Annotated in this window: 27 protein-coding genes; 13 read left to right on the top strand and 14 right to left on the bottom strand. The window is 44.3% G+C overall.

The features are described 5' to 3' along the window. Positions 1-51: 51 nt before the first annotated feature. Positions 52-852 (bottom strand): alpha/beta fold hydrolase, encoded by an 801-nt coding sequence (locus BTA31_RS13375; protein ID WP_076792340.1) that lies wholly within the window; start codon positions 850-852, stop codon positions 52-54. Positions 853-968: 116 nt separating this feature from the next. Here BTA31_RS13375 and BTA31_RS13380 point away from each other — a divergent pair, with 116 nt between their 5' ends. Next, positions 969-1,472, top strand: a complete 504-nt coding sequence (locus tag BTA31_RS13380) for a YoqH family protein (RefSeq protein ID WP_076792343.1) — start codon at positions 969-971, stop codon at positions 1,470-1,472. A gap of 82 nt (positions 1,473-1,554) precedes the next feature. Here the strand turns inward: BTA31_RS13380 and BTA31_RS13385 are convergent, their stop codons facing one another. After that, positions 1,555-1,791, bottom strand: coding sequence for a CotD family spore coat protein (locus tag BTA31_RS13385; RefSeq protein ID WP_076792346.1), 237 nt, complete (start codon positions 1,789-1,791; stop codon positions 1,555-1,557). Between the two features lie 171 nt (positions 1,792-1,962). On the opposite strand from BTA31_RS13385, the gene BTA31_RS13390 reads away from it, so the two are divergent. Next, positions 1,963-2,586 carry a LysE family translocator gene (locus BTA31_RS13390; protein WP_076792349.1) on the top strand — a complete coding sequence of 208 codons (624 nt, stop codon included), beginning with the start codon at positions 1,963-1,965 and terminating at the stop codon, positions 2,584-2,586. A gap of 761 nt (positions 2,587-3,347) precedes the next feature. Beyond that, complete coding sequence (locus BTA31_RS13395) at positions 3,348-3,518, top strand: type Z 30S ribosomal protein S14 (RefSeq protein ID WP_076792352.1); 171 nt, start codon at positions 3,348-3,350, stop codon at positions 3,516-3,518. Between the two features lie 107 nt (positions 3,519-3,625). Here the strand turns inward: BTA31_RS13395 and BTA31_RS13400 are convergent, their stop codons facing one another. Beyond that, positions 3,626-4,099, bottom strand: coding sequence for an NUDIX hydrolase (locus BTA31_RS13400; RefSeq protein ID WP_076792355.1), 474 nt, complete (start codon positions 4,097-4,099; stop codon positions 3,626-3,628). A gap of 194 nt (positions 4,100-4,293) precedes the next feature. After that, positions 4,294-6,960 (bottom strand): phosphoenolpyruvate synthase, encoded by a 2,667-nt coding sequence (locus BTA31_RS13405; protein WP_076792358.1) that lies wholly within the window; start codon positions 6,958-6,960, stop codon positions 4,294-4,296. 273 nt (positions 6,961-7,233) lie between these two features. On the opposite strand from BTA31_RS13405, the gene BTA31_RS13410 reads away from it, so the two are divergent. The 4 genes from BTA31_RS13410 (at position 7,234) to BTA31_RS13425 (ending at position 9,188) form a co-directional block, all read left to right on the top strand. After that, a complete protein-coding gene (locus BTA31_RS13410; RefSeq protein WP_076792361.1) occupies positions 7,234-7,839 on the top strand; it encodes a TetR/AcrR family transcriptional regulator in 606 nt (201 codons plus the stop codon). Between the two features lie 101 nt (positions 7,840-7,940). Further along, the gene (locus BTA31_RS13415) at positions 7,941-8,066 is read left to right on the top strand and encodes a biofilm-forming protein (protein ID WP_076792364.1); all 126 of its coding nucleotides are present in this window, start codon (positions 7,941-7,943) and stop codon (positions 8,064-8,066) included. A 21-nt stretch (positions 8,067-8,087) separates the two neighbouring features. Beyond that, the gene (locus BTA31_RS13420) at positions 8,088-8,552 is read left to right on the top strand and encodes a YndM family protein (RefSeq protein WP_043928032.1); all 465 of its coding nucleotides are present in this window, start codon (positions 8,088-8,090) and stop codon (positions 8,550-8,552) included. Positions 8,553-8,672: 120 nt separating this feature from the next. After that, the gene (locus tag BTA31_RS13425) at positions 8,673-9,188 is read left to right on the top strand and encodes a DinB family protein (protein WP_076792366.1); all 516 of its coding nucleotides are present in this window, start codon (positions 8,673-8,675) and stop codon (positions 9,186-9,188) included. 43 nt (positions 9,189-9,231) lie between these two features. Here the strand turns inward: BTA31_RS13425 and BTA31_RS13430 are convergent, their stop codons facing one another. After that, positions 9,232-9,858 carry an FMN-dependent NADH-azoreductase gene (locus BTA31_RS13430; RefSeq protein WP_043928034.1) on the bottom strand — a complete coding sequence of 209 codons (627 nt, stop codon included), beginning with the start codon at positions 9,856-9,858 and terminating at the stop codon, positions 9,232-9,234. Between the two features lie 268 nt (positions 9,859-10,126). Further along, positions 10,127-11,590 (bottom strand): serine hydrolase domain-containing protein, encoded by a 1,464-nt coding sequence (locus BTA31_RS13435; protein WP_076792369.1) that lies wholly within the window; start codon positions 11,588-11,590, stop codon positions 10,127-10,129. A 1,367-nt stretch (positions 11,591-12,957) separates the two neighbouring features. Here BTA31_RS13435 and BTA31_RS22905 point away from each other — a divergent pair. Continuing rightward, positions 12,958-13,362: a hypothetical protein gene (locus BTA31_RS22905; RefSeq protein ID WP_162274290.1), complete on the top strand. Its 405-nt coding sequence runs from the start codon at positions 12,958-12,960 to the stop codon at positions 13,360-13,362. Here the strand turns inward: BTA31_RS22905 and BTA31_RS23355 are convergent. The 4 genes from BTA31_RS23355 to BTA31_RS13455 form a co-directional block, all read right to left on the bottom strand. After that, positions 13,250-13,654, bottom strand: coding sequence for an aminotransferase class I/II-fold pyridoxal phosphate-dependent enzyme (locus tag BTA31_RS23355; protein WP_239693203.1), 405 nt, complete (start codon positions 13,652-13,654; stop codon positions 13,250-13,252). The two genes, BTA31_RS22905 and BTA31_RS23355, sit on opposite strands and share 113 nt — an antisense overlap. A 29-nt stretch (positions 13,655-13,683) precedes the next feature. Then, positions 13,684-14,172, bottom strand: a complete 489-nt coding sequence (locus BTA31_RS13445; RefSeq protein WP_076792371.1) for a TraR/DksA family transcriptional regulator — start codon at positions 14,170-14,172, stop codon at positions 13,684-13,686. Between the two features lie 112 nt (positions 14,173-14,284). Continuing rightward, positions 14,285-14,629: a PH domain-containing protein gene (locus tag BTA31_RS13450; protein WP_003182669.1), complete on the bottom strand. Its 345-nt coding sequence runs from the start codon at positions 14,627-14,629 to the stop codon at positions 14,285-14,287. A gap of 434 nt (positions 14,630-15,063) precedes the next feature. Next, the gene (locus BTA31_RS13455; protein ID WP_043928038.1) at positions 15,064-15,273 is read right to left on the bottom strand and encodes a DUF6501 family protein; all 210 of its coding nucleotides are present in this window, start codon (positions 15,271-15,273) and stop codon (positions 15,064-15,066) included. Positions 15,274-15,540: 267 nt separating this feature from the next. On the opposite strand from BTA31_RS13455, the gene BTA31_RS13460 reads away from it, so the two are divergent. From BTA31_RS13460 to BTA31_RS23575, 3 genes are all read left to right on the top strand, one after another. Continuing rightward, positions 15,541-17,028 carry an aldehyde dehydrogenase family protein gene (locus BTA31_RS13460; RefSeq protein ID WP_076792823.1) on the top strand — a complete coding sequence of 496 codons (1,488 nt, stop codon included), beginning with the start codon at positions 15,541-15,543 and terminating at the stop codon, positions 17,026-17,028. A gap of 216 nt (positions 17,029-17,244) precedes the next feature. Beyond that, a complete protein-coding gene (locus BTA31_RS13465) occupies positions 17,245-18,396 on the top strand; it encodes an MFS transporter (RefSeq protein WP_239693204.1) in 1,152 nt (383 codons plus the stop codon). 38 nt (positions 18,397-18,434) lie between these two features. After that, positions 18,435-18,566 carry a hypothetical protein gene (locus BTA31_RS23575; protein ID WP_275667489.1) on the top strand — a complete coding sequence of 44 codons (132 nt, stop codon included), beginning with the start codon at positions 18,435-18,437 and terminating at the stop codon, positions 18,564-18,566. A gap of 25 nt (positions 18,567-18,591) precedes the next feature. Here the strand turns inward: BTA31_RS23575 and BTA31_RS13470 are convergent, their stop codons facing one another. The 4 genes from BTA31_RS13470 to BTA31_RS13485 all read right to left on the bottom strand — a co-directional run bounded on the left by BTA31_RS13470 (position 18,592) and on the right by BTA31_RS13485 (position 21,508). Next, on the bottom strand, positions 18,592-19,128 hold the full coding sequence (locus tag BTA31_RS13470; protein ID WP_076792374.1) for a GNAT family N-acetyltransferase: 537 nt from the start codon (positions 19,126-19,128) through the stop codon (positions 18,592-18,594). Positions 19,129-19,145: 17 nt separating this feature from the next. Next, a complete protein-coding gene (locus BTA31_RS13475; protein WP_076792376.1) occupies positions 19,146-19,547 on the bottom strand; it encodes a cytidine deaminase in 402 nt (133 codons plus the stop codon). A 94-nt stretch (positions 19,548-19,641) separates the two neighbouring features. Next, positions 19,642-20,118, bottom strand: a complete 477-nt coding sequence (locus BTA31_RS13480; RefSeq protein WP_076792379.1) for a FixH family protein — start codon at positions 20,116-20,118, stop codon at positions 19,642-19,644. A gap of 16 nt (positions 20,119-20,134) precedes the next feature. After that, entirely contained in the window at positions 20,135-21,508 is a 1,374-nt protein-coding gene (locus BTA31_RS13485) for a PepSY-associated TM helix domain-containing protein (protein ID WP_076792381.1), read from the bottom strand. A 339-nt stretch (positions 21,509-21,847) separates the two neighbouring features. Between BTA31_RS13485 and BTA31_RS13490 the strand changes: the two genes are divergently transcribed. Together BTA31_RS13490 and BTA31_RS13495 are read left to right on the top strand one after the other, a co-directional pair. Continuing rightward, positions 21,848-23,746, top strand: a complete 1,899-nt coding sequence (locus BTA31_RS13490) for a terpene cyclase/mutase family protein (RefSeq protein ID WP_422109659.1) — start codon at positions 21,848-21,850, stop codon at positions 23,744-23,746. After that, the gene (locus BTA31_RS13495) at positions 23,743-24,588 is read left to right on the top strand and encodes a superoxide dismutase (protein WP_043928042.1); all 846 of its coding nucleotides are present in this window, start codon (positions 23,743-23,745) and stop codon (positions 24,586-24,588) included. The genes BTA31_RS13490 and BTA31_RS13495 overlap by 4 nt, the downstream gene beginning before the upstream one ends. Positions 24,589-24,765 lie beyond the last annotated feature (177 nt).

The following is a 24,765-nucleotide window of genomic DNA, read 5'->3' on the forward strand; positions in this document are numbered from 1 at the left end:
ATTCCTTTCCGCTTTTTGAACATTATGTGGCGGCAGCTCCTCCATATAAAATCAACCGATAAATTGCGTTAAAATCCGATTGAACATTTCGCGTTCCTCCCAGAACGGGCCGTGTCCGCTGTATTGAAACGGAACAAGATATGAATTTCTTATTTTACGGCCGAGTTCCTTTGCTTGTGCAAACGGAATCACCTTGTCTTGAATACCGTGAATGATTAAGGTCGGAGCAGCGACTTTTCCAAGATCATCATACAGTTTCTCATCTCTCAGCATTTCGATGACCGCTTTTGTCGACCAGCCTGCGGCCTGCAATCCTAATTGAAAAAACCAGTCCGAGAACGGTTGTGTAATATACTGAAAGAAAAATGTGTCGGTCACTTCACGCATCATCTTAGGACGATCGTCAGACGCTTGCTGAAGCAATTTGGCTGCCGTCTCTTCAGTAAATCCCACAGGTGCCGCCGCATCGATCAAAACCAGCTTTGAAACCCTAGAGCCCCTGTATCGGGACATATAGCGGAGTGCTATGGCGCCGCCGGTTGAATGACCGGCAAGCGTGAAGTTGTTTAATTGAAGCGCCTCAACAACAGCGCGGATATCATCAGCCAAACGGTTGTAATGATAGCCCGTCGCCGGCTTATCCGAACGCCCGAATCCCCGCCAGTCAATGCCGATACAGCGGTATCCCTTTCGCGAAAGATCGTCAAATTGATATTCGAACTGCAGATGGCTTAATGGCCAGCCGTGCAAAAATACAATTGCTTTGCTGCTTTGAGGATTGATATCTTCAACGTACAGGTTAACGCCTGATTCTGCCTGAACAAAGTATCCCACGCCGTCGCCCCCGATCATGTCTTTACCATAAGATACTCCCAAGATATAAATAGGTGAATGTCTCCGATGGCTGAACGTGAAGAATGTGAAAAGGTGTGACTGGTTAGACTATTTCAAGATACGGAGGTGGTTCAATGATGGCACTGCTGAGAAGTCTGACGATATCACTTGTCCTTATGCTGCCTGCGGCAGCGACCCAAGCACAGCCTGCCGCACAAGTACCTTATCCATGCAGCGTTGTTCTTCATCCAGCACAGGATATTCCCAATGCCCGCGGCACGGCTTTAATCGCGAAAGTGAAGAAACCGTATACCGAAGATCCCGCGAGTCCTGTCAGGGAACGGCAGAGCGTCGGCATCTACGCTGATTGGCTTCCGGCCCCTGCTTCATTTGGAGACTATGATCAATTTGAAGGAATTGCCCGGATACCGGGCCAGATCAGCTGGCGCTTTACCATGCATCAAGTCCAGGAAGACACGCCGAGCTGGTTTGGCGGAAGTCCTTGGGCGGGCAAGTTTGACGAAATATCGTCCGAGCTGACTGTGAATACCCTAGTCGAAGTGCGCCCTTTCAATTCGAAGACGAAAAAAGCCGGCCAAGCTGTTTTGCAGGGGACTTTGCAAAGATGCAGGGGCTAACTCAAAAAAAGGCCGTAAAAGCTCCATCAGGACGCTTCTTCCGGCCTTTTTTCATGAGAAGAATTTTTTTCTTCCGGAAAGGTTAGTATTTTTCGTGGCGATCACAAGGTTTACCGCAGTATGAGTGGTCATGATAAACCGGCTTATAGCTTGAATAAGAGTGCGGATAATAGTGAACATGCTCGTATTTTTGATGATCCACTTTTTTAATATGCTGCGGATGGATGTGAGGAACGATCGTTTTAGAGTATCGGTGATCCTCACAGTATCTAGTAGGATGCACAACTGGCGGCAGAACGCGCGGTTTGCAGTAAGACATAAGCACTTCTCCCTTCCTTGAGTTTCATTCTTCACTATCAAATTATGTTGATTAGCACAAACTTGTACTAATACATTAAACTAAAAATCCGTCCATTTTCCCCGCCTTTTCGCTAAAAAATGTTTCTCAGATGCTATAATAAAAAATACTGATGAAAATGGAGTTGGACAGATGGACGTGATAGCGATCGTTTCTTTTTTGGGTGCGGCCGTATTGCTTACAGTTATGCCGGGCCCTGATAACCTGTTCGTTTTGGCACAGAGCATCTCAAAGGGAAAATCAGCAGGTATAGCAACCGCATGCGGACTATGCACAGGGTTAATCGTCCACATCATCGCGGCTGCAGCAGGCATTTCTGCTGCGATCTATCAATCAGCTGTCGCCTTCTCGATCGTGAAATATGCAGGTGCAGCCTATCTGCTGTTTTTAGCTTACCAGTCCTTTCGGCAAAAAAGCGCCGGCTTCAACCTTGAAGCCAAAGATTCATTGAACCGCAGGGCTTTATATCAAAAAGGCGTTGTGATGAATCTGTTAAACCCGAAGGTCTCATTGTTCTTCCTTGCCTTTCTTCCGCAATTTATTCACCCCGGCACCTTCAATGTGACGACGCAAATGCTCGTTTACGGCATGTTATTTTTAATTCAAGCGTTCATTATCTTTGTGATGGTCAGCCTGTTTGCGGAAAAAGTCGGAGACCGGCTGCGCAGAAGTCCGCAAGCCGTAAAAAAAGTTCATTTGCTGGAAGGGGCTTTATTCACTTTAATCGGGTTAAAAATCGCGGTCAGCCAAAGGTAGGCCGCTGAAAAGCTGAAAAAAGGTGTGCAGCCTGCACACCTTTTTCCGATTTTACCGCTTATAACATTTGACGCATTTACCATTTCCGCCGTCGGCGCCGCTTTCATGGACACGGCGATAATTTCATCCCTAAAACATCGAGGTTCATGTGAAAATGAACAGCCTTGCGTTTTTCGTTTTCAAGCTTGATCTTTGCGTGGGAGCTGGTGTTGCGGAAGCGTAGTGATTTGTTTCTTTAGCTGGAGTAGATCACAAGACTGCCAAATTCTACAGCGCTTTCTTGCTATGTTTGATTCCTTCTTCGTTTCATTGCATAGTGGAGTGCCAGACAATGAGACAAAAATCTAACTACCGTTTTTCTCTATACTCCCCCCCTTCTTTGAAGCCAGTATACAAATTTCCCGCTGATTCGTAATGATGCAAATCGGTTATTTTCCGCTCAATCCAAATCATCAGACCGAGTAAAGCGGCCTCATCAATCTTAGGGACGGCAGATCAGTCAATCGATCGGCATGGGACTTTTTTGATAGAATTTGCCGTTTACCTGAGGTAAAACGGGATCGTTTGATTGGCATATCTGCTATAAAGTTTCGCTTTAATCAATGAGATTCATTTTCACTTTTTATCAGCAAAAAAGACTCGAACAGCGAATCTTTTCAATTTATTTACAAATAGCATTTTAAATGTTATAATAAATTGTTTACAGAAATAGAATCTATTTTTATTTATATAAATCAATAAATTTAAAAGGAGGTAAAAAAATGGCCAAGACTTCAATGATTGTCAAACAAAAACGGGAACAAAAGTTCAAAGTCAGAGAGTACACCCGCTGTGAACGCTGCGGCAGACCGCATTCCGTGATTCGGAAGTTTAAATTGTGCCGCATCTGCTTCCGCGAGCTTGCTTACAAAGGGCATATCCCCGGCGTTTAAAAAGCAAGCTGGTAAGAACGATTCCGTCAGCCTTTCCAAAAGGCTGGCTTTTTTTATTTAGACTCTGTTAAATTTTAATGTTGATACTTTTGTTCAACTAACATCCCCTAGCTCAATAAGAACGATTTAATCAGTTGCTCATGATACACACTAACTGAGTATAAATTCTCTCTTAATAAGTTTTCAATGATTTGCTTGATTACATTGGGTTCTCGTAAGTCTTCGTTTTCAAATGTTGCAAGATCACTTACTTTTATCCACTTGCTGTCTAAAATTTCATCTTCTTCGAGCTTTAAAGAACCTCCAGTAACTTCACCAATAAAATGAAATAAAATAACTTGATTCTTCGTACTGCTAATAAAATTATATACACCAGTAGCGGCAATCAGGTTTACGTCCAATCCAGTTTCCTCTTTAACTTCCCTTCGAGCTGAATAGAGAATGTCCTCTCCATATTCGATCCGTCCACTCGGAAAGTTCCATTTATTAATAGCAGCAGGTTTATTCTCTTTTATCATCAAGACTTTATCATCACTAAAGATTGATACACTGGCTACTAAAACAATTCCATTTTGCGACATCCATTTCTCCTCAATTTCTTTAGAAATTATATTATCTCTAACATATCTGATTCGCTTCTTCTATCATTAACATGCCTTGTTTTTGCTCGCCTTGAAAACCCTACCGAACATTTGTTCCTATTTTGATTATATCAAGGATTCGTATAGGGATCAAATATCAACATTTCCTATACAAAGTCTTTATTTAAAATAACTCATGAGCCGTTGCCGTCCAATATTTGAACAAACCCGTTTGTTCCGTCGACTCGGATATATGCGCCGTCTTCTATGATTTCTGTCGCTTTGTCGATCCCGACGACAGCAGGAATGCCGTATTCCCTTGCCACTACTGAACCATGGGTCATCATGCCGCCCACTTCCGTAATCAGTCCGACCGCTGAAGTAAAAAGCGGAGTCCAGCCCGGATCAGTATACGGCGCCACTAAGATGTCCCCTTGATTGAGCTTCGCGTCTTCAGGGCTCTTCACAACTCTGGCGGTCCCTTCAATGATTCCCGCGGAAACCGGTGTCCCTGTGAGAGCTCCTTCAGGACTTTTTTCATTTCGCAGCTTCCCTGTAATGATCTCCCCTTCACTCGTCATCACACGGGGGGATGTGAGCTTTTGATTGGAGGCATGCTGCCGTTTTCTGTCTGTTAACAATTCCGGAATATCCCCGATGCCGCGATTCTCCAATAGGGCGATAAGCTCCTCAAGCGTAAAGTAAAAGACATCCTCTTCACAATTCAGAATTCCTTTTTCAACGAGAGTGCGGGCTTCTTTAAGAATCGCTTTTTTGTATAAAAACATCAGTTTTACAAGTGTAAATTTATGATGCTCCCGCATTCCCATCAAGCTTCGGTACATATGAACGAGCCGGGAGACTCTCTTTTTTTCTGGAAAACAAAATTGAGAGATGATCTCCTTTTTTGCCTCTTCCGCTTCGATTTCGCCTTGTCTAAATTTCCTCCTGTGTTCCCCGGCAGCAGCCGTCCGAATATGGCTGAGTATGGACGGAACGAGCTGAACCGGAGCCTCGGCCCATCTCGGCCTTGTCAAATCGATTTCTCCCACGCACCGCATCCCGTACTTTTTGAGAAAATCGTCTAAACTGCGTTTCAATTCGGCGCCGCCGGGGATTTTGAGCAGCTCTTCCATAAAATTTTCGCTGTTCGCACGCTTGAAATAGTCAATGACATCAGGATACTTTCTCGCCTGATCTGAAAGATCTCCTAACTCAAGACCCATTTCTGTTGTGACATTATGAGGCAGGGATTTATACAATTTCCCCAGCAAAATCGCGCTTTTCTCGTCCCCCAGCTTCTTTTTCAGCTTTTTTTCGAGCAATCCGGCTGCAATCATTCCGCTCAAGACATATACAGCAACTTTTGAAAGCACGTCTTGCAACATGTTTCCCATTCCTTTTTGGATGACGCGGATCGTTTCAGCACCGGAAGTCCGGCTAAGTTTCTCTTCGGTGTCCGTCACGATCGCTTCAATGATCAATTTCGCTTTTTTCTCGGCTTTATCGTGGGTTCCGATCAGCAGAATTCCGGCAACTTTAGATGCTGCCGGAATCAGAATCGGCGCTAAACTCCCGGCAATATGAAACATACCTTTTCTCGAGATGGAATATAGCTGATGTTCTTTGCGCTTGACTACCTCCGATACAGCTGTTGCCATCAACTGATCCATGCCACTCAATACTTTGAGCAGCCGGTTTCGGACGAATCTGAGGGAGAGAGCACCCGTAATATCGGCAAACACTCTTCCTCCCGCTTCGCGAAGAATCGGCTGTGCCGAAGGATCTTTTTTTAAAAATCGGAGGACTTGGCTGATAACCGATACGCCCAGGGGTTTCAGCGGATCGGTCATCATTTGGATGTAGCCAAAATTAATCAAAACGTGCGGCTTATCGTCAAAAACGCGTATGACCGGGTATAGGGATGTGATCGGCCGGCTTTGAAGAATGTAAAAGCTGCCGCCGGCAAAAGCCCACTCGATATCCTGTTCCTTGCCGTAGTGAGCCTCGATTTTGCGCCCCAGTTCTGCCAATTCGACGATTTTTGAATCCGGCAAAGCCTGTGTTTGTTGTTTTTCCGGAGAGAGGATTTTCTGGACGGTTCCTCCTTCTGGTACGGAGTAAATGGCCGATTCTTTCTTCGAGAGTTGTTTTTTGACGATTTCACCTGACCGAACCTGATACAGATCAGCGCTGACAACTCCGGACACCAACGCTTCACCCAAGCCGAAGCTGGCATCGATGGATACCGTTTTGCGGTGCCCCGTGATCGGATCTGCCGTGAACATAATTCCGGAAACTTCGGGAAAAACCATCTCTTGAACGACAACGGCAAGAAAGACAGAGCGGTGGTCGAAACCGTTGTTCGCGCGGTAGGAAATCGCTCTGTCCGTAAACAGCGAAGCCCAGCATTGTTTCACCGCATCAAGAAGTTGCTCTTTCCCGCAGACGTTCAAAAAGGTGTCCTGCTGCCCCGCAAATGAAGCGGTCGGCAGGTCTTCAGCCGTTGCACTGGAGCGGACGGCATAGGCTTTATCTTTGCCGGTCGTATCTATGCCCTCCAATATCGCCGATTTGATCTCGTCAGGCACGGGGATCTGAGCAAGATGCTCACGAATCTGTTTCCCCGCAGTTCGAATCTGTTCAAGATCATCATGTTTGAGCTGTTCAAGCTGATCGAGCAGGCTGTCGATGATGCCGCTTGTTTGTATGAACGCACGGTAGGCGGCAGTTGATATGCAAAATCCCCGGGGAACGGGAAAGCCCGCTTTTGTCATTTCCCCGAGGTTCGCCCCTTTTCCGCCGACATCGGGCAAATCAAATTGATCAATTTCATTGAAATACAGCACATATTTCTCCATTCTATCCTCTCCTTACACCGCTTTTTGCAGCAATTCCACGCCGCATGTTCAAGGTTGTATTAGCTGTTTTGATCCCTTGGACGATTTATTTTGCCCTGGTCTGGGCTTTCATCCTTTTTTATACGCATAAATGAACACTGTGTTGATTAATATTCATCATGTTTATTATAATTGCACAAAAGGAGAACGCAATGAACAATCAATCAGCAAATGTTAAGTTTTCAACACAATTATGGAAATTGTTGATTTTCATGAACCGTCAGGAGGATTTGAATGACTGAACAAAAACAGGATCGCAGGGTAAAACGCACGAAAAAAATGATCAGAGACGCACTCTCTGAACTGATGAAAAATAAAACGTTTGAAGAGATATCCGTCACAGACATTACGAAGAAAGCCGATATTAACCGCGGCACGTTTTACTTGCACTACGAAGATAAATACGATTTGCTGGAACAAAGCGAGGAGGAAATCATCCAAGAGATCAATAACATTGCTAAACGCTCGATTCATTCAATGGACATATTAAAACAGGATGTGATTGACCATCCGCTGACATTCGTCGTCGACATTTTTCAATACATAAGAGAAAACGAGGTTTTTATGAAGGCCATTTTAGGCCCTAAAGGCCCGGGTTCTTTCCGTTTAAAATTTAAATCGGTTTTGAGCATCAATTTAAAACGGCTGAAAGCAGCGATCAGAACCGATCCGATTGTACCGGAGGACTACTTGATTTCCTACATAACCGGCGCACATATCAGCGTTATGCAGCAATGGCTGGAAAACGGCATGAAAGAGTCGCCGCATGATATGGCGCTCATCTTATCAAAAATAACGGGAATGGGCCCTGCATATGCGGCAGGACTGAGAAAAAAATAACCGGTTTTCAAAAGAGGGATGCCCCCTCTTTTTTGCGATTTTCGCGATATGTATAAGAAATCAAAAACAATCCAAAATATAGTGAAAAAGGTGGTGAGACCATGCAGAAGAAAGACATTCAAAACAGCAGCCTCGAACAGCTGAAAAACGATCACGAAACAGAAAGCGCATTCCAGCAGGATGACAAAAACAATAAACAGCAAAAAAACAGGAATACTTTAAAATAAGCTGAAAGGTGAGGAAACGAAATGAAGCATGTAAGAGCATTGTGTTTAAAATTCATTGTGAGCCTTGTCCTTTTATATGTAGTGCTAACTCTGTTTTTTGGCGTTCCATTCGGCGAAATGTTTGTTTTGACATTGTTTTTGGGTGTGATATCCTATCTGATCGGAGATCTTCTGCTGCTGCCGAGAACAAACAATACAACTGCGACAATGGGAGATTTTGGACTTTCACTCGTATTGATCTGGGCGATTCTCGCGATGCAAAATAATCCGCCGTATGGTACGCTTGCTGCAGCTTCAATCGTGGCAGCGATCGGCGTCACCGTGTTCGAGTATTTTTTCCACCGCTATATGGAAGCCAACGTTTTGGGCGAAACGAAAAACGGAAACCGGGAAAACAGGGAAAAGCGAGGCTCATTGCAGTATCAAAGCGAAGCATCTGAGGAGCTTTATCCGGTTACCCCATCCAAAAAACAGGACAAAGAATGAGCACGAAAACCTGCCGATCGGCAGGTTTTTACTCTTTATGCCCCGGGGTATTTTTCTTAATTAAAGGAATATGCGTCTTTTTCACGAATTGATATTAAAAAAGTGAGGAGGACAAAAAGTATGACACATAACGCACTAAAGCATTTAGACTATCACAATTGGGCGAATCAAAGGGTTCTCAGCCACCTGAAAAGCCTGCCTGAAGAGCTGTTTACAAGGGAAATCAAAAGCGTTTTTCAATCTGTATCTGAGGTTGTTACCCATATGTGCTTTGCTGACGCCTTATGGCTGAAGGTCATATCCGGAGCCCCTTACGAGGAAGCAAAGGAAACGGGCATGCGGCTGAAAGAAGAATTAAAGGGAAAAAAGATCGATGACTTCGTTGCCATCTTTCATGACACGGCGCTTCAATATGAAACGTTTTTTGAAAATCTTGAAGACCCCGATGATGAAATCACGATTGCACATCCAGCATTCGGCGAAATCAAAACGCCTATTAGCGAACTCCTTCATCACGTGGTCAACCACGGCACTTATCACAGAGGCAACATTTCAGCGATGCTGAGACAAATGGGTGAAGCAGGTGTGCCGACGGACTATGTTTATTATTTATTAAGCATGAAGCAAACGACATAAGTAAAAAAACCCTTGTTCCGCTTTTGGAACAAGGGTTTCGCAATTAAAATGATGCTGCAAGCTTTTTAGCTTCTGCCAAGCCGTTTTCAATAATCTTTTGAGCGTCGTCAGGAACAGCGTTGTGTCCTTCGATGACAACGGTATGCAGGTCTTGAATGCCGAAGAAGCCCATGACGGTTTTCATGTAGTTCAATGACATTTCCATTGCAGCCATCGGTCCTTCAGAATAGAAGCCGCCTCTTGCATTTAACAGAGCAACCTTCTTGTCTCCCATCAGGCCTTTAGGTCCTTCAGGAGTGTATGTAAATGTCACTCCTGCGCGGGACAAGTAGTCCACATAAGTGTGAAGTACAGCTGGAACGGCGAAGTTCCACAAAGGGAAAGCAAAAACAACTTTATCGGCTTTGACGAATTCGTCCAAGTAACGATCCGCTACAGCTGCAGCAGCTTTTTCATCCTCGTTCAATTCCATGCCTTTTCCTGCTTTAAATGTCCCGTTAATGGCATTTCTGCCCAGGTACGGCGGGTTTTCTTTGTAAAGATCAAGCTCTACAATTTCATCGTTTGGATGATTTTCTTTATAGCTGTTAAGAAACGCTTCATAAAGTTTAACAGATACAGCTTCTTCAACTGTACGGTCATTAGCTTTAACAAACAATACTTTAGACATTCTATTTTCCTCCCGTTGCTAACGTTTTAATATTTACTTACAAATAGTATGTTACTTTCATTTAAATAGAAAGTCAACTCATTTATTTTGATGCCAAAATATGTTTCTATCAAAAAAGCCCTGTTCATATTTGATAAAAAACAAACGATTGCTCATATCAGCAAGAACTTTCGTTAAATATTATATTATGTAGCATATTTATGCGTGGTCGGAATATGCTGCGAAGCAAATAAAAAAGTTTTCGTTTAGGTTACAATGGCACATCTCATTAGGAACATTTATAGCGATAACAATATACAAACCAAGTGATACTTGCACTTAGTAAAGACAACGCAATCAGTGCGGTTAGATAACTATACGTTTGCCAAACTAGAAATGACCTCCAACTAGCCCCAAATATTGTGGGGAGGATTAGGCATAGGATACCTATAAAAATTGTAGTCACAAGCCAAAAAGCTATGAGTGTCAATCTCTTTTTCGTTAACGGTAATTTCCTATTCTGTTTCTTTCTACGCAGCCCTAAAAAGAAAAATAGAATTGCTAGTAATGTTAGAGCAATTGTAGCGGAAGATAGGGCGATATCGGAAATCTGCATCAAACTCATTTGATAGCTTTGGGAGATATTTCCGTCTAAAATATCCTTAATATTATATAACATGTCAATATTTGTACTGGCACTATTGGATAATAGAGAGATACCTAGCTGTTCTTCTGGGAATAAGAATATATTTGTTGCAAACGTTGGATTACCACCTGCGTGTTGGATGAATGTCTGATCTGCATTCACGCCCCACCCCGCCCCATAGTACAGTTTATCCACAGCCGCAACAGACCTATTGCCCTCATGTGATTTTGCAATCAGCCCTTGAAAGATTTCCGGAATATCTTCAACAATTCCCAATTGAATTCCCATCCAACGGGCTATGTCTTGAGAGGACGAAAACAGATACCCAGCAGGTGTGTTTCCTCTAAATTTCGGTGCATCATATGGCAGCGTCATGAAAAAAGCGGAACGATAGCCCTGTGCCAACTGACCTGTCGCTTGTACCTTACCTCTATTCGCATAAGTTTCATACAACCCCAGTGGTCGAAATACTTGTTCTTCCATAAAATCCTCATAGCTTTGTCCCGATACGGTTTCTATCACCAAGCCCAGCACATCATAATTTACCGTCCCATATTCATATCTTTCGCCAGGTGGAAATACCACTTCGGCATCTATTAACATTTCAACGGTCTTTTGCAACATATCTGGTGTATTTCCCTCTGGGATATGCTGAGTATGATACCTATTGATTAACCCTGTAGTATGATGAAGGAAATGATTCAAAGTAACACTCTGCATGTCAACGGGCTGTCCCTGATATCGCAATGAGAACCAAGGTAAATACTCTACAACCGAATCATCCATAGACAAAAATCCCTGCTCTTCCAAAAGTAAAATTCCTAAAGCAGTAAAAGCTTTGCTGACGGAGGCTAACTCCCATATGGTGTTTTCATTGGTCAAAACCCCTTCCTCAGAGTTTGCATAGCCGGATGAAAAGAAATAGATATCATCCCTTGATTGTATTGAAACTGACATGCCCGGTGTGCCAGATATACGCCTAGCATCTTCTAATAATGATTGGATTGCAACAGACTCTTCCTCTGTCAATGCATAGGCTGAGGTGTTAAATCCAACAAACAACATAAATACTGTGATTATTGTTATAATTATCATCTTACTTCTCATGAGACAACCCCCAGTAATAAAATATTGACTCGCTATCTGTGATCATGATGCCACTATATTTTTTCATTTCAAAGCAGACACATTATACCGATTATACAGGGGAAAAGGTTATTTCTGAATATGTAATGAGATTAATAAAATGGAAAAAGATAGATTTAGTTATGGCGCAGTACGTAAAAACTATTACCTTATCTTTGATAAACATAATAGAGAAATTTACATATTAAACATGATTATATGTAAATCTCCTTATTTTTCTGCTAATGTAAAAGATTTTGATAGGTGTATATTCAATGCTTTCACATGATTTTTAATGTCTACAATCCATCAAGCAATTGTTTCTTCGTTTTATATCCAGATATTATACTTTATCGACGTTCTGTCTCTCACTCAACATCGATTATGCCCCTATGAAAATATGTCCGCAAGAATATTATTGCAGCAAGAATTTCATTGCAGAATTTGATACTTTTTTCTCCCTCTCTAATAGTTGATATGATAAGGATATTACACAATATCACAACTCATCATGCGATAATAACATTGAACAAATAAAGATTTATTTTGCACCCCCCCCCTACAACTCCAATACAAATCGTAATATGATATTAACCGTAACAAAGATATAGACAGAAACTTAGCAAGCGAGAAAATAAAAATGAGAAAGAGCGATGTATGAAGAGCTATTTTTTTGAAAAACAACATTGCATATCGTGATATTTATTTTGTGAGAATAGCCATACTAAAACCTTTCTACATGCGAAAAATCACTTCATAAGATGTCTTTGAAAGGAATTATTTGAAAACACTCCCATACAACTAAATACAGAAGTTTGAAACTACTACATTCATGAATGGAAACCTAAGATGACTTGTTTCAAGCGAGACATACAAGCAGTCTCTAAACATTGTAGTTGATAAAACAGCGAGCAGTATTGACCGTAAAAGCTGTTATGTAGACTAATGATTGTAAAAACAATCTACTATATATCGCCATGATGGAAGCCTATTCCAGAGCGATTGATAAGCGCCGAGATACCGAATACGAACGGTTAGCGAGATAAATAGAAATAGTGCTTCATTTTTCACAATGGATGCGGTGTGCTTGTCGTTGCGTAGCAACGACACCATTCTACCTCCCCATATCTAACAGGGAGGTAGGAAATAGAGAATAATAGTATGGAATCCGTTGATACGGTAAGGGAAATGATGTCCTGTGCTGGAATTTTGTGGCGGACATTTGAGATACATCAAGGAATTGGATAAAAAAGGTGATAAAAAAGACTTTTATATCAGATTGATGGAAGAAACAAAGAGATTTGACTTAGGCATAGATTCTTTTAAACAACTAACACTGGATATATCTTGTGAAGAAAAATGATATACAAAAAGCTGCGTTTCAAAGATACCTAGAAGCGTCAGGAATTATTAGAAAGTTATTCGGAAATATTCAGTTAAAAGATATGAATGACATTGTTGTGCAAAGAAAAATTGATGAATACGCAAAGAAGCGTTCTCACAGTACCACTCGCAGCTTGTTAATAAAAGTCAAAATGGCACTTCGTGACGCTTACGCTCGTGGTTATCTCACGAATGATTTCGCAGAACTTGTCAAACCTCGTGGGAAAGAGTTATCGAAACGAAACAAAGCGTTATCCATTACGGACTTCCAAAAGCTAAGAACATATCTACTAGCACACACAGAGGAAGAATTTCATGTGCTCGTCTTAGTAGCTTTAGAAACAAGTATGCGAAGAGGAGAATTGGGTTAACGTAGACACCTTCTTGATGAAGTGAGTCTGCAAAACATAATGTTGTGTCGCGATCTGGAAGAATAATTGGAATAATAGGTGATTCACTATGTAATACATTAAGACCTATTTGTTGAATGCCGTCTCTTAAGTACTTTTCGTTTTCGTGTAAATTTTCCTGGATGTCCGGATTTTTCTCTAGAATATCAATAGCTGCAATTAAACCTCCGATAACTGATAAATGTTTTATTGTGTCGAGTACTTGACTCCCTGTCGACAGTTGTAGGACATCTCTTTTAACAAACAGAACCATAGAAAAAAGCACCCTGTTTTTGCGGGTGCTTATTTTGAATCCTGCTCCTCATCAAGACGTTCGTAAGCATATGAACGCTTTTGATCCATCGTTTCTCTGTTTGTCAAATCCTTCATTTGCCGTGTAAATTGCTGGTCATATCCTTCCCCCTCTTGATTTCTTTTTTCTGTTTCAGCTTGAGTCTCCGCGGTTTTTCTTGCATATGGAACGGCTTCGAGGCGCTCATATGGTATTTCTTGACCTGTTGCTTCACATATTCCGTATGTGCCGTCTTCCAATCGCTTGAGGGCGTCTTCCACTTCTTTTAATAAATTTCTGTCCGTCTGCCGGAAGGTCTGCTCTCTCATTCGTTCAAAATAAACGCCGGCATGGTCAGCCTGATGATTGTCAACTCCGTTTGAAAGCTCTCCCGTTTCTTCCGCCATCGACTGATCTGTTCCTTCTGCAGGGGAAAGGCTTTGTTTTAAGTCAATTAATTTATGGTAGAGATGGTCTTTTTGTTTTTGTGTTAATGGCATGGCTGATCCTCCTCCTTTCTTCTTCCTTTCCCGATTTCGTGGGAGAAAAACCCGCCTTTCCAAAATAAAAAGGCCGTTCAGACGCGGGCAAGCAGTGAACAGCCTTTACGGTTTATGCACATAAGTATTTTGATAACAGCGCTTGAATTTCAAGCATGTCGGTATCCTTCGTAAATTCCAGGTCAAAGATTTTGCTGCTGGTCATCAGAGAAAGAGAACTGTCTGGATTGAACATGCTGACTTCTCTGATCGCAAAGCCTTCAATCGATCTGTACGGCAGGAAGACGCGGACTTTCTTTTTGGAAAACAGTTTATTATCAAAAAATATAATCCGCTTGTTCGTAAAACATATTTGATCCATTCTTAGTCTGCAAACCGATTCTATTTTTTCTCCCTCTATAAGCAGTGGTTCAAATTTTTTGCCGTCTGCTGTCTTGCTTGCTGAAAAAACGCCCAATCAAAACCCCTCTTTCTGTGTGTCCAATTTATGTTTATGCACAAGGCAAAGTATGCTGTATGTTACTAATAAGGATACGATAACCCTGATTTATAAACAATTACGAGCAGATTACATTTCTTTAACTCTCTATGTTTGTTTTTACTATCAATTAATACGCCCGGCGGACGCGTGAGGTTTCATCTTTTTTATCAGTTTTTTCAGCTTATTTTTTTTGCTATCAAATAAAAGGTGCATAACGGATATAACAAAAAACCGCAGCAAGGTGTTCTGCTTCTGCGGTTCTTTTCTGACGTTATGATGCCTTTTAGGTACGCTGGCACTTGGTCACACTTTCGATTCAGTCAGCCGATTTTTTATGAAGGTTTTCGGTTTTTGTTCTACTTCCCCATTTGCGGCCGTTTATTGGTTATTGATGATCCAGGCGAATGAATTCAGGCTTTTACTTCTTCAAAGTATTCTTTGTAATAGCCGCCGACTTTGTTTGTATTATCGATGATAAACAGAAACTCTTCCGTTTCGTTTTTGACCTCGTATACGTTACCGACGGTCAGCGCTCTGTTGACGATGTACTTTTTGGCATCGGTATGTATGCACTTTACTTTTTTAATGGTTTTATTGTTCTGCCATTTTTCATGAATCATGTGGATGTCTCCTTTTTCATACGTGTATAGTTTCCATTGTAGCGTTTTTTCGCCGAAATGCAATGCGCTCTGTCGGCGAATATGATTTTACCAAGCATGAATATTGATTTGGTTTCATTCCCTGTTATAGAATGGTGGTGTATAGTTCCAAAATCAGAAATATATCCCTCTTTCATCCGCGTAATGACCGAATCAAAAGACAAACCAGCACCAAGACAACTCACCCGAAGACAGACCAAAATTTTAAAGGAGGTTTGTTTGACAAACATGAGTTCATTAACGATGCAGGTCAGTAAGAAGCTGGAGTCATTTTTGCAGGGAACAAAGAAGCTCTATATTAACGGGGAATTTGTAGCCAGCGCCTCAAACAAAACGTTTGAGACCCCAAACCCGGCGACTGGTGAAACGCTCGCCACCTTATATGAAGCAGGTCCCGAGGATGTCGACAAAGCGGTGAAAGCTGCACGGGAAGCCTTTGACCGCGGTGAGTGGCGGACGATGAACCCGGCTGAAAGAAGCCGGCTGATGTACAAACTCGCCGATCTGATGGAGGAACACAAAACGGAACTGGCTCAGCTTGAAACGCTGGATAACGGGAAGCCGATCAGCGAAACGACCGCAGGCGATATTCCGCTGGCAATTGAACATATGCGCTATTATGCGGGCTGGGCGACGAAAATAACCGGACAGACGATTCCTGTTAACGGACCTTATTTCAACTATACACGACATGAGCCTGTCGGAGTTGTCGGGCAAATTATCCCTTGGAACTTCCCGCTTCTGATGGCCATGTGGAAAATGGGAGCCGCCCTTGCAGCCGGATGTACGGTTGTCTTAAAACCGGCTGAACAAACGCCGCTTTCCGCTCTGTATTTAGCTGAGCTGATCGATGAGGCAGGCTTCCCGAAAGGCGTCATCAACATCATCCCTGGCTTCGGGGAGACGGCCGGAGAAGCGCTGACCGATCATGCCCTTGTCGACAAACTGGCATTCACAGGGTCAACGGAAATCGGCAAAAAGATAATGGAGAAAGCGGCCAAATCGGTTAAACGGGTTACCCTTGAACTCGGCGGAAAGTCGCCGAATATCATCCTCCCTGACGCCGACCTGAAGAAAGCGATTCCAGGCGCACTAACCGGCGTCATGTTCAATCAGGGCCAAGTTTGCTGTGCGGGATCGCGCGTTTTCATCCATAAAGACCAATATGACAAAGTCGTCGATGAAATGGCCGCTTATTCCAAATCACTCCGCCAAGGTGCTGGCCTTCATGATGACACGCAAATGGGACCGCTTGTCAGCAAAGAACAGCACGAACGCGTCCTCTCGTATATTGAAAAAGGACGCCAGGAAGGTGCGAAAATCGCGGCCGGGGGAACATGCCCTTATGAACAGGGATACTTTGTTTCTCCGACTGTATTCACAAATGTCGAAGATGAGATGACAATAGCAAAAGAAGAAATCTTCGGTCCTGTTTTGGCAGCGATCCCTTATGAAACGGTAGATGAAGTTATCGAACGGGCCAATCGCAGCGAATACGGCCTTGCTGCGGGCGTATGGACGGAAAATTTGAAAAACGCCCACTATATCGCCGACCGTCTGCAAGCGGGTACCGTTTGGGTCAACTGCTATAACGCTTTTGACGCCGCATCCCCATTCGGCGGCTACAAACAGTCAGGACTCGGACGTGAAATGGGCTCATACGCTCTGGATAACTATACAGAAGTAAAGAGCGTCTGGATTCATACAGGCGAATAACACAAAACATGAGTTTCTGCAGCCGCCCTGTCGATCAGGGCGGTTTTTTATAAAAATAAACATTTATACATGCATATGGTAAAATAGATGACAGTTTAAGTCGACTGGAATGATAGAATCGTGTATTCTTCCTCTACGGGCAAAACCCTCTGGAAACAAAAAAACTTTAGATACATATGGGCGTCACAAACTGCACAGGCTGTCGGGTCAATCTTGATGACGATCATTGTCATGGTTGATGTGTTTAAGGAAACGAACTCTGTATTCGGATCCGGTCTGGTTTTGGCTTTATCCTCGTTCGGGAGTGTATTAGGCGGAGCAATGGCTGCTTTTGCTATTCAGCGTCTCGACCTGCTCCAAACAGCGGCTTGGTCAACATGGTTCAGAGCGGTCTGTGCATTATGCATCGGCTTATGCCAATCGCTGGGCTTGCCCTCTTCTATCATTTATCTGCTGCTATTTTTGCAAAGCTTTGTCGGCTCGTGGTATTCCCCCGCACAATTAGGTTTACTGTATCAAGCGATTAAAAAGCGCGATTACGTGGCTGCGTCGGGAAGCATCGTAACGGTCAACCAGTTTGTTCAGGCGGCAGGCTGGGGGCTCGGCGGCTATTTAACCGTTTTGGCCCAGACTCATACGTTGACAGTGTTTACAGCAGGACTCTTTTTCATATCAGGGCTTTTAATCAGATTGCCGGATTTCAAAAAAGCGGTTATCCCTCGTCAAAAAACCCGCACACAATCAGTCTGGCGCACTGTATACAGGAAGAAAACCGTTTTGCTGCTTACGATGATGGACATGTCAGAAGGTTTAGCAAATGCGGTCTGGACTTCCGCCGTTTTGCTGGCTTTTACGAAAGAGGTCCTGAATAAAGGGGAGGCTTGGTGGGGATTCATCAATGCCGGTTATTTTTTGGGAGCGATTTTGGGCGGTATTCTCGCTGTGCTCTTTTCCAATCAGCTCAAACAAAGGCTTGGCCTCATGATTGTCTTGGGTTCTGTTTCAATGGGAATCACAACGCTTTTATTCGCCTATTCGTCTAACCCCCTCCTTTCGGTCACCCTCTGTATCATGATGGGTCCGCTTTATCAAGTAAGAGATGTCAGCCAGACGGTTATCCTTCAAGATACGTTGACAGATGAAGAGCGTGCACCGGTTACCGCCGCCAAAAATACCATTTTGGCGGCATGGTCGATCTTAACAATCGCCATTATGGGGGCTTTGGCGGACTTGATCGGGGTACGAAGCGTATTTATCGCTGCCGCTGTATTATATGCCGGAACAGCCGCTGCCATATTTTTCGTGCGGGATTTAAGAACGTACAGCCAATCTGCAAGGCAGAAGACGAAAGGGGAAATAGAAGGATAAAGCTGCTGTGGATTTTTCTCATCAACGGTATATTTGGAGTGATCGTTTTAGAAATAAAAGAAGCTTATTCGATGACAGCGGCGCTGATCGCCGGCGGCCTGTTTTCGGCGGCATTTGCAGCCGTTCAGCAAAGATTGAAAAATAAAAATGAACAAAGCGGCGCTCAGTAAAATAAAATGCTGCGCGCCCTCCGATTCAGCGGGACATCAGCTCTTCGTATTCCCGCTTCAATATTCCCATAATGATTTCATCTGAGTACTGTTCATTCATATAAAGAGCCTCCCTGACCGTTCCTTCCTTTTTAAATCCCGCTTTTTCATACGCTTTCAGCGCGCGGATATTGTGTGAAAAGACTTCGAGCTGGAGGCGGTTAAGATCGAGCCTTTCGAAAGCAAACTGCATGGCCAGCCGCACCGCTTCAGAGCCATAGCCTTTGTTAATATAAGCGGGGCTGTGCAAAGCGATTCTAAACCCCGCTTTTCGATTCGTCCGGTCGATGTCCATTATGGACAGATCGCCTGTCATACGATCGTCCTCCTTTAAGCAGACGGCAAAATCATAGCGCGTCTCATCGCTTGTGATTCTCTCGTAGTGCTCATAAAGGTCTTCCATCGTAAATTCGCGCGTCGTGCCCGTCATATACCTGATGTCTTCATTTTGAACGGCTTTGTAAAAGCTCTCCATATCGCCTTTTTCAACAGGCCTGAGGTAAACCTTGCGGCTCTTGAACATCGACTGCCCCTCCCCTGCTACTTTTGATACGCGGCAAACCAATGGTATGGCTGTATTTCCTTTAAAGATTGATAAACCAGACGCCCATCCGGTACAGTTACGGCTGCTTTAAGATCCGGGCCCCAATAAAAAAGTCTTTCCTGGCATACCCCGCACGGCGTTAATACCTTGCATTCGGAATGTTCATCATCTCTCGCAACACAAACAGAGTGCGTAATTTTCGCCTGATACTTATGGGCTTCGAGAATAGCGCCCGTTTCAATGCATAATTCTGTTGAAGCGTTGATTACTTCCGGAGCTACGCTCGTTAAGATTCTTCCGTCTTCGGTATACGTGGCGGCTGCCCCGCCCCATCCGGTCGGATACCTCTTTTTGATCAAATCGACTGCTGTATCATACAGCATCTGTTCAACATTCATTCTGCAACATCCCCCAACCATTGTTTCTAAGGTCTCTCTTTTTACAATACCTGATATTGGAACGGAGGTAAATGAAGATGTTTAAGACGAATTCTCAATGATGATGCTCACCGTCTCCGCTCTCTTCTTTCTTGTGCCCGTCAACGGATTGAAGTTCTTCATGTGATACATCTCCGACAATAACCCGTTTTACCGGCATCACACGCATGCCGTCTGCTTCGGCATGAACTTGAATGTCATAAACACCGTGTTCAGGAAACATCGTATCGGCACTGTATATTCCCTTCCCTTCATGCTTCGCCGTGATTTCTTTTATCCGTTCTCCTCCGGCTGCTTTTGATATGTAAAATACAGTTCCGTCTGCGTTTTCCAAACCTGCGTTTCCTCGAGTCAATTTGATTTTCAAAGTTGTTGTTCGATGGGGATCGATCTTCTTAGAAAGCAGAAATTCGGTGCTGATCACTTTCGGCGGTCCTTCCTCATGGTGAAATTTGCTTTGTACGGCTGAACAGGCTGACAGAAGCAGAAATAGCATTAACAGGCCCATAACCGCAGCAAAACGGTTATACATGATTATCCCCTCCTTGCTATGCACTAAAAAACGATCTCAAAACAGATATTCGCCTGATCATGAATCGGTCTAATAACAAGACGGCGATCAATGAAAGGCCGACCAGCGGAAAGAACAGACCGAAAAAGATCATGATCAGCACCAAAGGCTTTATTGTTTTCTTATTCTTAGGGGCAGGGGGCACACCAAGCCCGCTTTTAGGCTTTCGCTTTCGCCATAATACGAAGCCGCTCACTGAGACGCTGACGATGCCAATGCAAATGGCCAAGCCGATCAGCTGATTGACAAAGCCGAATTGGCTCCCTTTGTGCAGTGTGATTCCCAGCGCGATGCTTTTTCCCAAAGCCCCGTAATCTTGATAGCGGTAATCGGCTAATACACCGCCTGTATACTGATCAATATGAACAGTGGCTTCATCCTGAGCTCGCGGCGGAAACACTGATAGCGTAAAAACCCCTTTAGGTTCCTGCGGAAAAAAGACATTGTAGCCGGAATGAACATTTCTCTCTTCTGCTATGCCGACCACATCATTAATCGAGATGCTCATATCTTTTTGTCGTCGAGATTGAGGAACAGTCATATGTTCAGCCGCCCAGGGAACATCGGCCACTTCTTTTGCCGTGACATCTGAAGCGGGTTTCTCCCCTACCCAAATTGAAGGGGGATATCCAATGCCTGAATTGGTCGCCAGAGTCTGAACGGTATTTCCCCATAAGCCTGACCATGGCAGACCGGTGATGATCAGAAAAAACATGCCGGCGGACAGCCAGAATGCAGGAACCGCATGCAGATCCCTCCATAATACTTTCTTTCCCTTTGAAAGGCGCGGCAGCAAAACCCCCGTCAGCTTTCCGCTTTTCCTCGGCCACCATAAATAAATCCCTGTCACAATAAGAATGATGGACCAGCAAGCTGCCAATTCTACTATCCTGTCTCCGATCGTGCCTGCCATCAGTTCTCCATGAAGGGCTTCCAGCCGATTCATCAATTTGTTCTGATCCTCAAGCGTTCCCATCACGTTTCCGGAATAGGGATTCACATATACCGTATATGTCGCATCTCCTGCTGCGATTCCGACCTCGGAAGAACGGGAGTCATCTTCACCCGGTCTAAACCTGACAACTTTTCCATCAGGATAGCGCTTAGCGGCTTCAGCGATTTGCTGCTCTGGGGAGAGCTTTTCTTTTTGCGGCGTTACATGATAGTAATCTTGATAAATCAATTCCTCGATCTGAGGTTTGAAAAGATAGATGCCTCCTGTAACAGCCAAAATGATCAAAAACGGGGCGACAATTAAGCCGGCATAAAAGTGCCACCTCCAAAATGTTTGATAGATTGGCGGTTTAAAGCGCTTACTTTCTTTTTGTGACAATGACCGGGTTTCATTCATTCAAGTTGTTCCTCCTTATTCAAATTTCTCTATTAGAATATCGAATTTCCAAAACAGGAAACAAGGTCATCGTGTTATAAAATGTGAATAATTGATGAATTATAACAAAAAGAATCATAAGCCTCTATCCTCTTTGACCCCCGCCCTCTCGATAAGCGTCCGGTTGCAGAACATAACATTCTAAATATTGGTCTTTACTATGGCAAGTATCAGACCCGTGGGCTGGCAGCCCTCTCTGGCATTTTCGTCTGAAATTTGACTCATTCGAAACCGCTTCTCTTTAGTTTTCACCTGATTGGCATGACACATTTCCCACATGAATACAGTAATATGAAGGAGATGAGAAGATTGCGTTCTTTACTAGAAGATGTGAAAGCTTTCAGGCAAAAGACGCTCGCAGAGCTTCAAAACAGACAGAGGTCTGATGGTTCGTGGCGGTTTTGTTTTGAAGGGCCCGTGATGACAGACAGCTTTTTCATTCTGATGCTGACTTCACTTGGCGATCTGGACTCTTCTCTCATCGCAAGTCTTGCTGAACGAATCCGTTCAAGGCAGAGCGAAGACGGCGCGTTTCGCAATCACCCGGATGAAAAAGCAGGCAATTTGACCGCGACAGTCCAGGGCTATACCGGGATGCTGGCTTCGGGGCGCTATGACCGGGGAGATGCGCATATGCAGAAAGCCGAGGCTTTTATCAAGGCCGCAGGCGGTTTGAAGCACGTGCACTTTATGACGAAGTGGATGCTCGCTGCCAACGGGCTGTATCCATGGCCGAGAGCCTATATTCCGCTCTCATTTTTACTGATTCCGTCCTATTTCCCGCTGCATTTTTATCATTTCAGCACATACGCAAGAATTCATTTTGTCCCGATGGCGATTACGTTTAATCGACGATTCTCTTTAAAAAATAACCAAATCGGCTCGCTTCGCCATCTGGATGAAGCCATGTCAAAAAACCCTCTCGAATGGCTGAACATCCGCTCTTTTGACGAGAGAACCTTCTATTCTTTCAATCTGCAATGGAAACAGCTTTTTCAATGGCCGGCTTATGTCCATCAGCTCGGATTTGAGGCGGGCAAAAAATATATGATGGACAGAATCGAAGAAGACGGAACGCTATACAGCTATGCGAGCGCGACAATGTTCATGATTTACAGCCTGCTGGCGATGGGAATATCAAAAAACGCCCCCGTTGTCAAAAAAGCAGTCAGCGGAATCAAAAGTCTCATTTCATCATGCGGAGGAGACGGCGCACATCTGGAAAACTCAACTTCCACCGTCTGGGACACTGCGCTCATCAGCTATGCCATGCAGGAATCCGGAATGCCTGAACAACATTCTTCCATCTCATCGGCAGCCGACTATCTTCTTAAAAGACAGCATGTGAAAAAAGCGGACTGGGCGGTCTCCAATCCTCAAGCAGCCCCCGGAGGGTGGGGTTTTTCACACATCAATACAAACAATCCCGATTTGGATGATACCGCTGCGGCATTAAAAGCAATTCCGTTTCAAAGGCGCCCGGCTGCCTGGAACCGGGGGCTCACCTGGCTTTTATCCATGCAAAATAGGGACGGAGGGTTTGCAGCATTTGAAAAAAATGTTGACCATCCCCTCATCCGAAATCTGCCGCTCGAATCAGCCGCTGACGCAGCAGTTGATCCGTCAACTGCAGACTTGACTGGGCGCGTTCTTCATCTGCTCGGGCTTAAAGGGCGATTGACAGATGACCATCCCGCGGTCAGACGCGCCCTCAGGTGGCTTGATCACCATCAGAAAGCGGACGGCTCATGGTATGGCAGATGGGGCGTCTGCTTTATTTACGGTACATGGGCCGCACTTACCGGTATGAAAGCCGTTGGAGTTTCCGGCAACCACGCGTCTGTCAGAAAAGCGATCTCCTGGCTTAAATCGACCCAGCGTGAAGACGGAAGCTGGGGAGAATCTTGCAAAAGCTGTGAAGCGAAGCGTTTTGTCCCTCTTCACTTTGGAACAGTTGTTCAATCTTCATGGGCGCTGGAGGCGCTTTTGCAATATGAGCGTCCGGATGACCCTCAGATCATAAAAGGAATCCGTTTTCTCATCAATGATCACGAAAGCTCGCGTGAGCGACTCGAATATCCGACGGGAATCGGGCTGCCGAAACAATTCTACATCCGCTATCACAGTTATCCTTTTGTGTTTTCATTGCTCGCTTCAAGCGCATTTATTAAAAAAGCGGAAAAGAGGGAGACATATTGAACAGAAATGCTTACAAAGAAAAAATAGCGTCGTGGGCCAAAGGCCTGAAAGACCAGATGAAAGATGATACTTCTTTAGAAAACCGTTTAGAAAAACTTTTTCAATCATTGGATGATCCTCGTGCGACCGAACAGGAATGGTATGAACAGGCAGAAGCCGTGTATCAAGCCATCTCCCGCAGTGATGCGTCTCAAGCAGGCCGGCAGCCATTCAGAACAGTGCCGATCGGAGGCCACCGCCTGCCAAGCCTGCCCTACTCGTATTCAGCCCTTGAGCCTTATATTTCAAAAGAAATTATGTTTCTCCACCATACAAAACATCACCAAAGCTATGTCGACGGCCTGAACAAAGCTGAAAAAGAACTGCAGAAAGCAAGGCAAACCAAACAGTTCGACCTCGTAAACCATTGGGAAAGAGAACTCGCCTTTCACGGAGCCGGGCACTATTTGCACACTATATTTTGGTACGCGATGCACCCAAAAGGAAAAAGGCGGCCGACAGGCGAATTGCTGGAGATGATCAACCGTTCTTTCGGCAGCTATTCGGCCTTTAAAGAACAATTTTCCGAAGCGGCGAAAAACGTGGAAGGTGTCGGCTGGGCGATCCTTGTCTGGGCGCCGCGCTCGCACCGCTTGGAAATCCTGATCGCAGAAAAACATCAGCTGATGAGCCAATGGGATGTGATCCCTCTTCTCCCGCTCGACGTATGGGAGCACGCATATTACCTTCAATATAAAAATGAAAGGGCAAAATACGTTGATAATTGGTGGAATGTCGTTGACTGGCGAGAACCTGAAAGGCGATTTGCGACAGCAAAGCGCGTTCTATGGGAGCCGTTCTGATTCAAATTCAATGGCGGGACTTCAACTATTGAAGTCCTGTTTTGTTTCGGTAGTTGCGCCGGACATCGGCCTCCCCGTCAAAGCCTAGCCTCAAAAAGCGGACGAGCCTTTCCTCTCGCACCTTTCTCTTCTCTACACCAGGCAGCCGTCGACACTGGCCGAATCGAGCTAAAGTGC

Source organism: Bacillus haynesii, from assembly GCF_001969855.1.
Lineage (GTDB): Bacteria > Bacillota > Bacilli > Bacillales > Bacillaceae > Bacillus > Bacillus haynesii.

Bases quoted from the DNA above. Each gene is read 5' to 3' on its own strand.
- BTA31_RS13375 (WP_076792340.1), bottom strand. From the start codon at position 852: ATGATCGGGGGCGACGGCGTGGGATACTTTGTTCAGGCAGAATCAGGC.
- BTA31_RS13380 (WP_076792343.1), top strand. From the start codon at position 969: ATGATGGCACTGCTGAGAAGTCTGACGATATCACTTGTCCTTATGCTG.
- BTA31_RS13385 (WP_076792346.1), bottom strand. From the start codon at position 1,791: ATGTCTTACTGCAAACCGCGCGTTCTGCCGCCAGTTGTGCATCCTACT.
- BTA31_RS13390 (WP_076792349.1), top strand. From the start codon at position 1,963: ATGGACGTGATAGCGATCGTTTCTTTTTTGGGTGCGGCCGTATTGCTT.
- BTA31_RS13395 (WP_076792352.1), top strand. From the start codon at position 3,348: ATGGCCAAGACTTCAATGATTGTCAAACAAAAACGGGAACAAAAGTTC.
- BTA31_RS13400 (WP_076792355.1), bottom strand. From the start codon at position 4,099: ATGTCGCAAAATGGAATTGTTTTAGTAGCCAGTGTATCAATCTTTAGT.
- BTA31_RS13405 (WP_076792358.1), bottom strand. From the start codon at position 6,960: ATGGAGAAATATGTGCTGTATTTCAATGAAATTGATCAATTTGATTTG.
- BTA31_RS13410 (WP_076792361.1), top strand. From the start codon at position 7,234: ATGACTGAACAAAAACAGGATCGCAGGGTAAAACGCACGAAAAAAATG.
- BTA31_RS13415 (WP_076792364.1), top strand. From the start codon at position 7,941: ATGCAGAAGAAAGACATTCAAAACAGCAGCCTCGAACAGCTGAAAAAC.
- BTA31_RS13420 (WP_043928032.1), top strand. From the start codon at position 8,088: ATGAAGCATGTAAGAGCATTGTGTTTAAAATTCATTGTGAGCCTTGTC.
- BTA31_RS13425 (WP_076792366.1), top strand. From the start codon at position 8,673: ATGACACATAACGCACTAAAGCATTTAGACTATCACAATTGGGCGAAT.
- BTA31_RS13430 (WP_043928034.1), bottom strand. From the start codon at position 9,858: ATGTCTAAAGTATTGTTTGTTAAAGCTAATGACCGTACAGTTGAAGAA.
- BTA31_RS13435 (WP_076792369.1), bottom strand. From the start codon at position 11,590: ATGAGAAGTAAGATGATAATTATAACAATAATCACAGTATTTATGTTG.
- BTA31_RS23355 (WP_239693203.1), bottom strand. From the start codon at position 13,654: ATGGTTCTGTTTGTTAAAAGAGATGTCCTACAACTGTCGACAGGGAGT.
- BTA31_RS13445 (WP_076792371.1), bottom strand. From the start codon at position 14,172: ATGCCATTAACACAAAAACAAAAAGACCATCTCTACCATAAATTAATT.
- BTA31_RS13455 (WP_043928038.1), bottom strand. From the start codon at position 15,273: ATGATTCATGAAAAATGGCAGAACAATAAAACCATTAAAAAAGTAAAG.
- BTA31_RS13460 (WP_076792823.1), top strand. From the start codon at position 15,541: ATGAGTTCATTAACGATGCAGGTCAGTAAGAAGCTGGAGTCATTTTTG.
- BTA31_RS13465 (WP_239693204.1), top strand. From the start codon at position 17,245: ATGACGATCATTGTCATGGTTGATGTGTTTAAGGAAACGAACTCTGTA.
- BTA31_RS13470 (WP_076792374.1), bottom strand. From the start codon at position 19,128: ATGTTCAAGAGCCGCAAGGTTTACCTCAGGCCTGTTGAAAAAGGCGAT.
- BTA31_RS13475 (WP_076792376.1), bottom strand. From the start codon at position 19,547: ATGAATGTTGAACAGATGCTGTATGATACAGCAGTCGATTTGATCAAA.
- BTA31_RS13480 (WP_076792379.1), bottom strand. From the start codon at position 20,118: ATGTATAACCGTTTTGCTGCGGTTATGGGCCTGTTAATGCTATTTCTG.
- BTA31_RS13485 (WP_076792381.1), bottom strand. From the start codon at position 21,508: ATGAATGAAACCCGGTCATTGTCACAAAAAGAAAGTAAGCGCTTTAAA.
- BTA31_RS13490 (WP_422109659.1), top strand. From the start codon at position 21,848: ATGAGAAGATTGCGTTCTTTACTAGAAGATGTGAAAGCTTTCAGGCAA.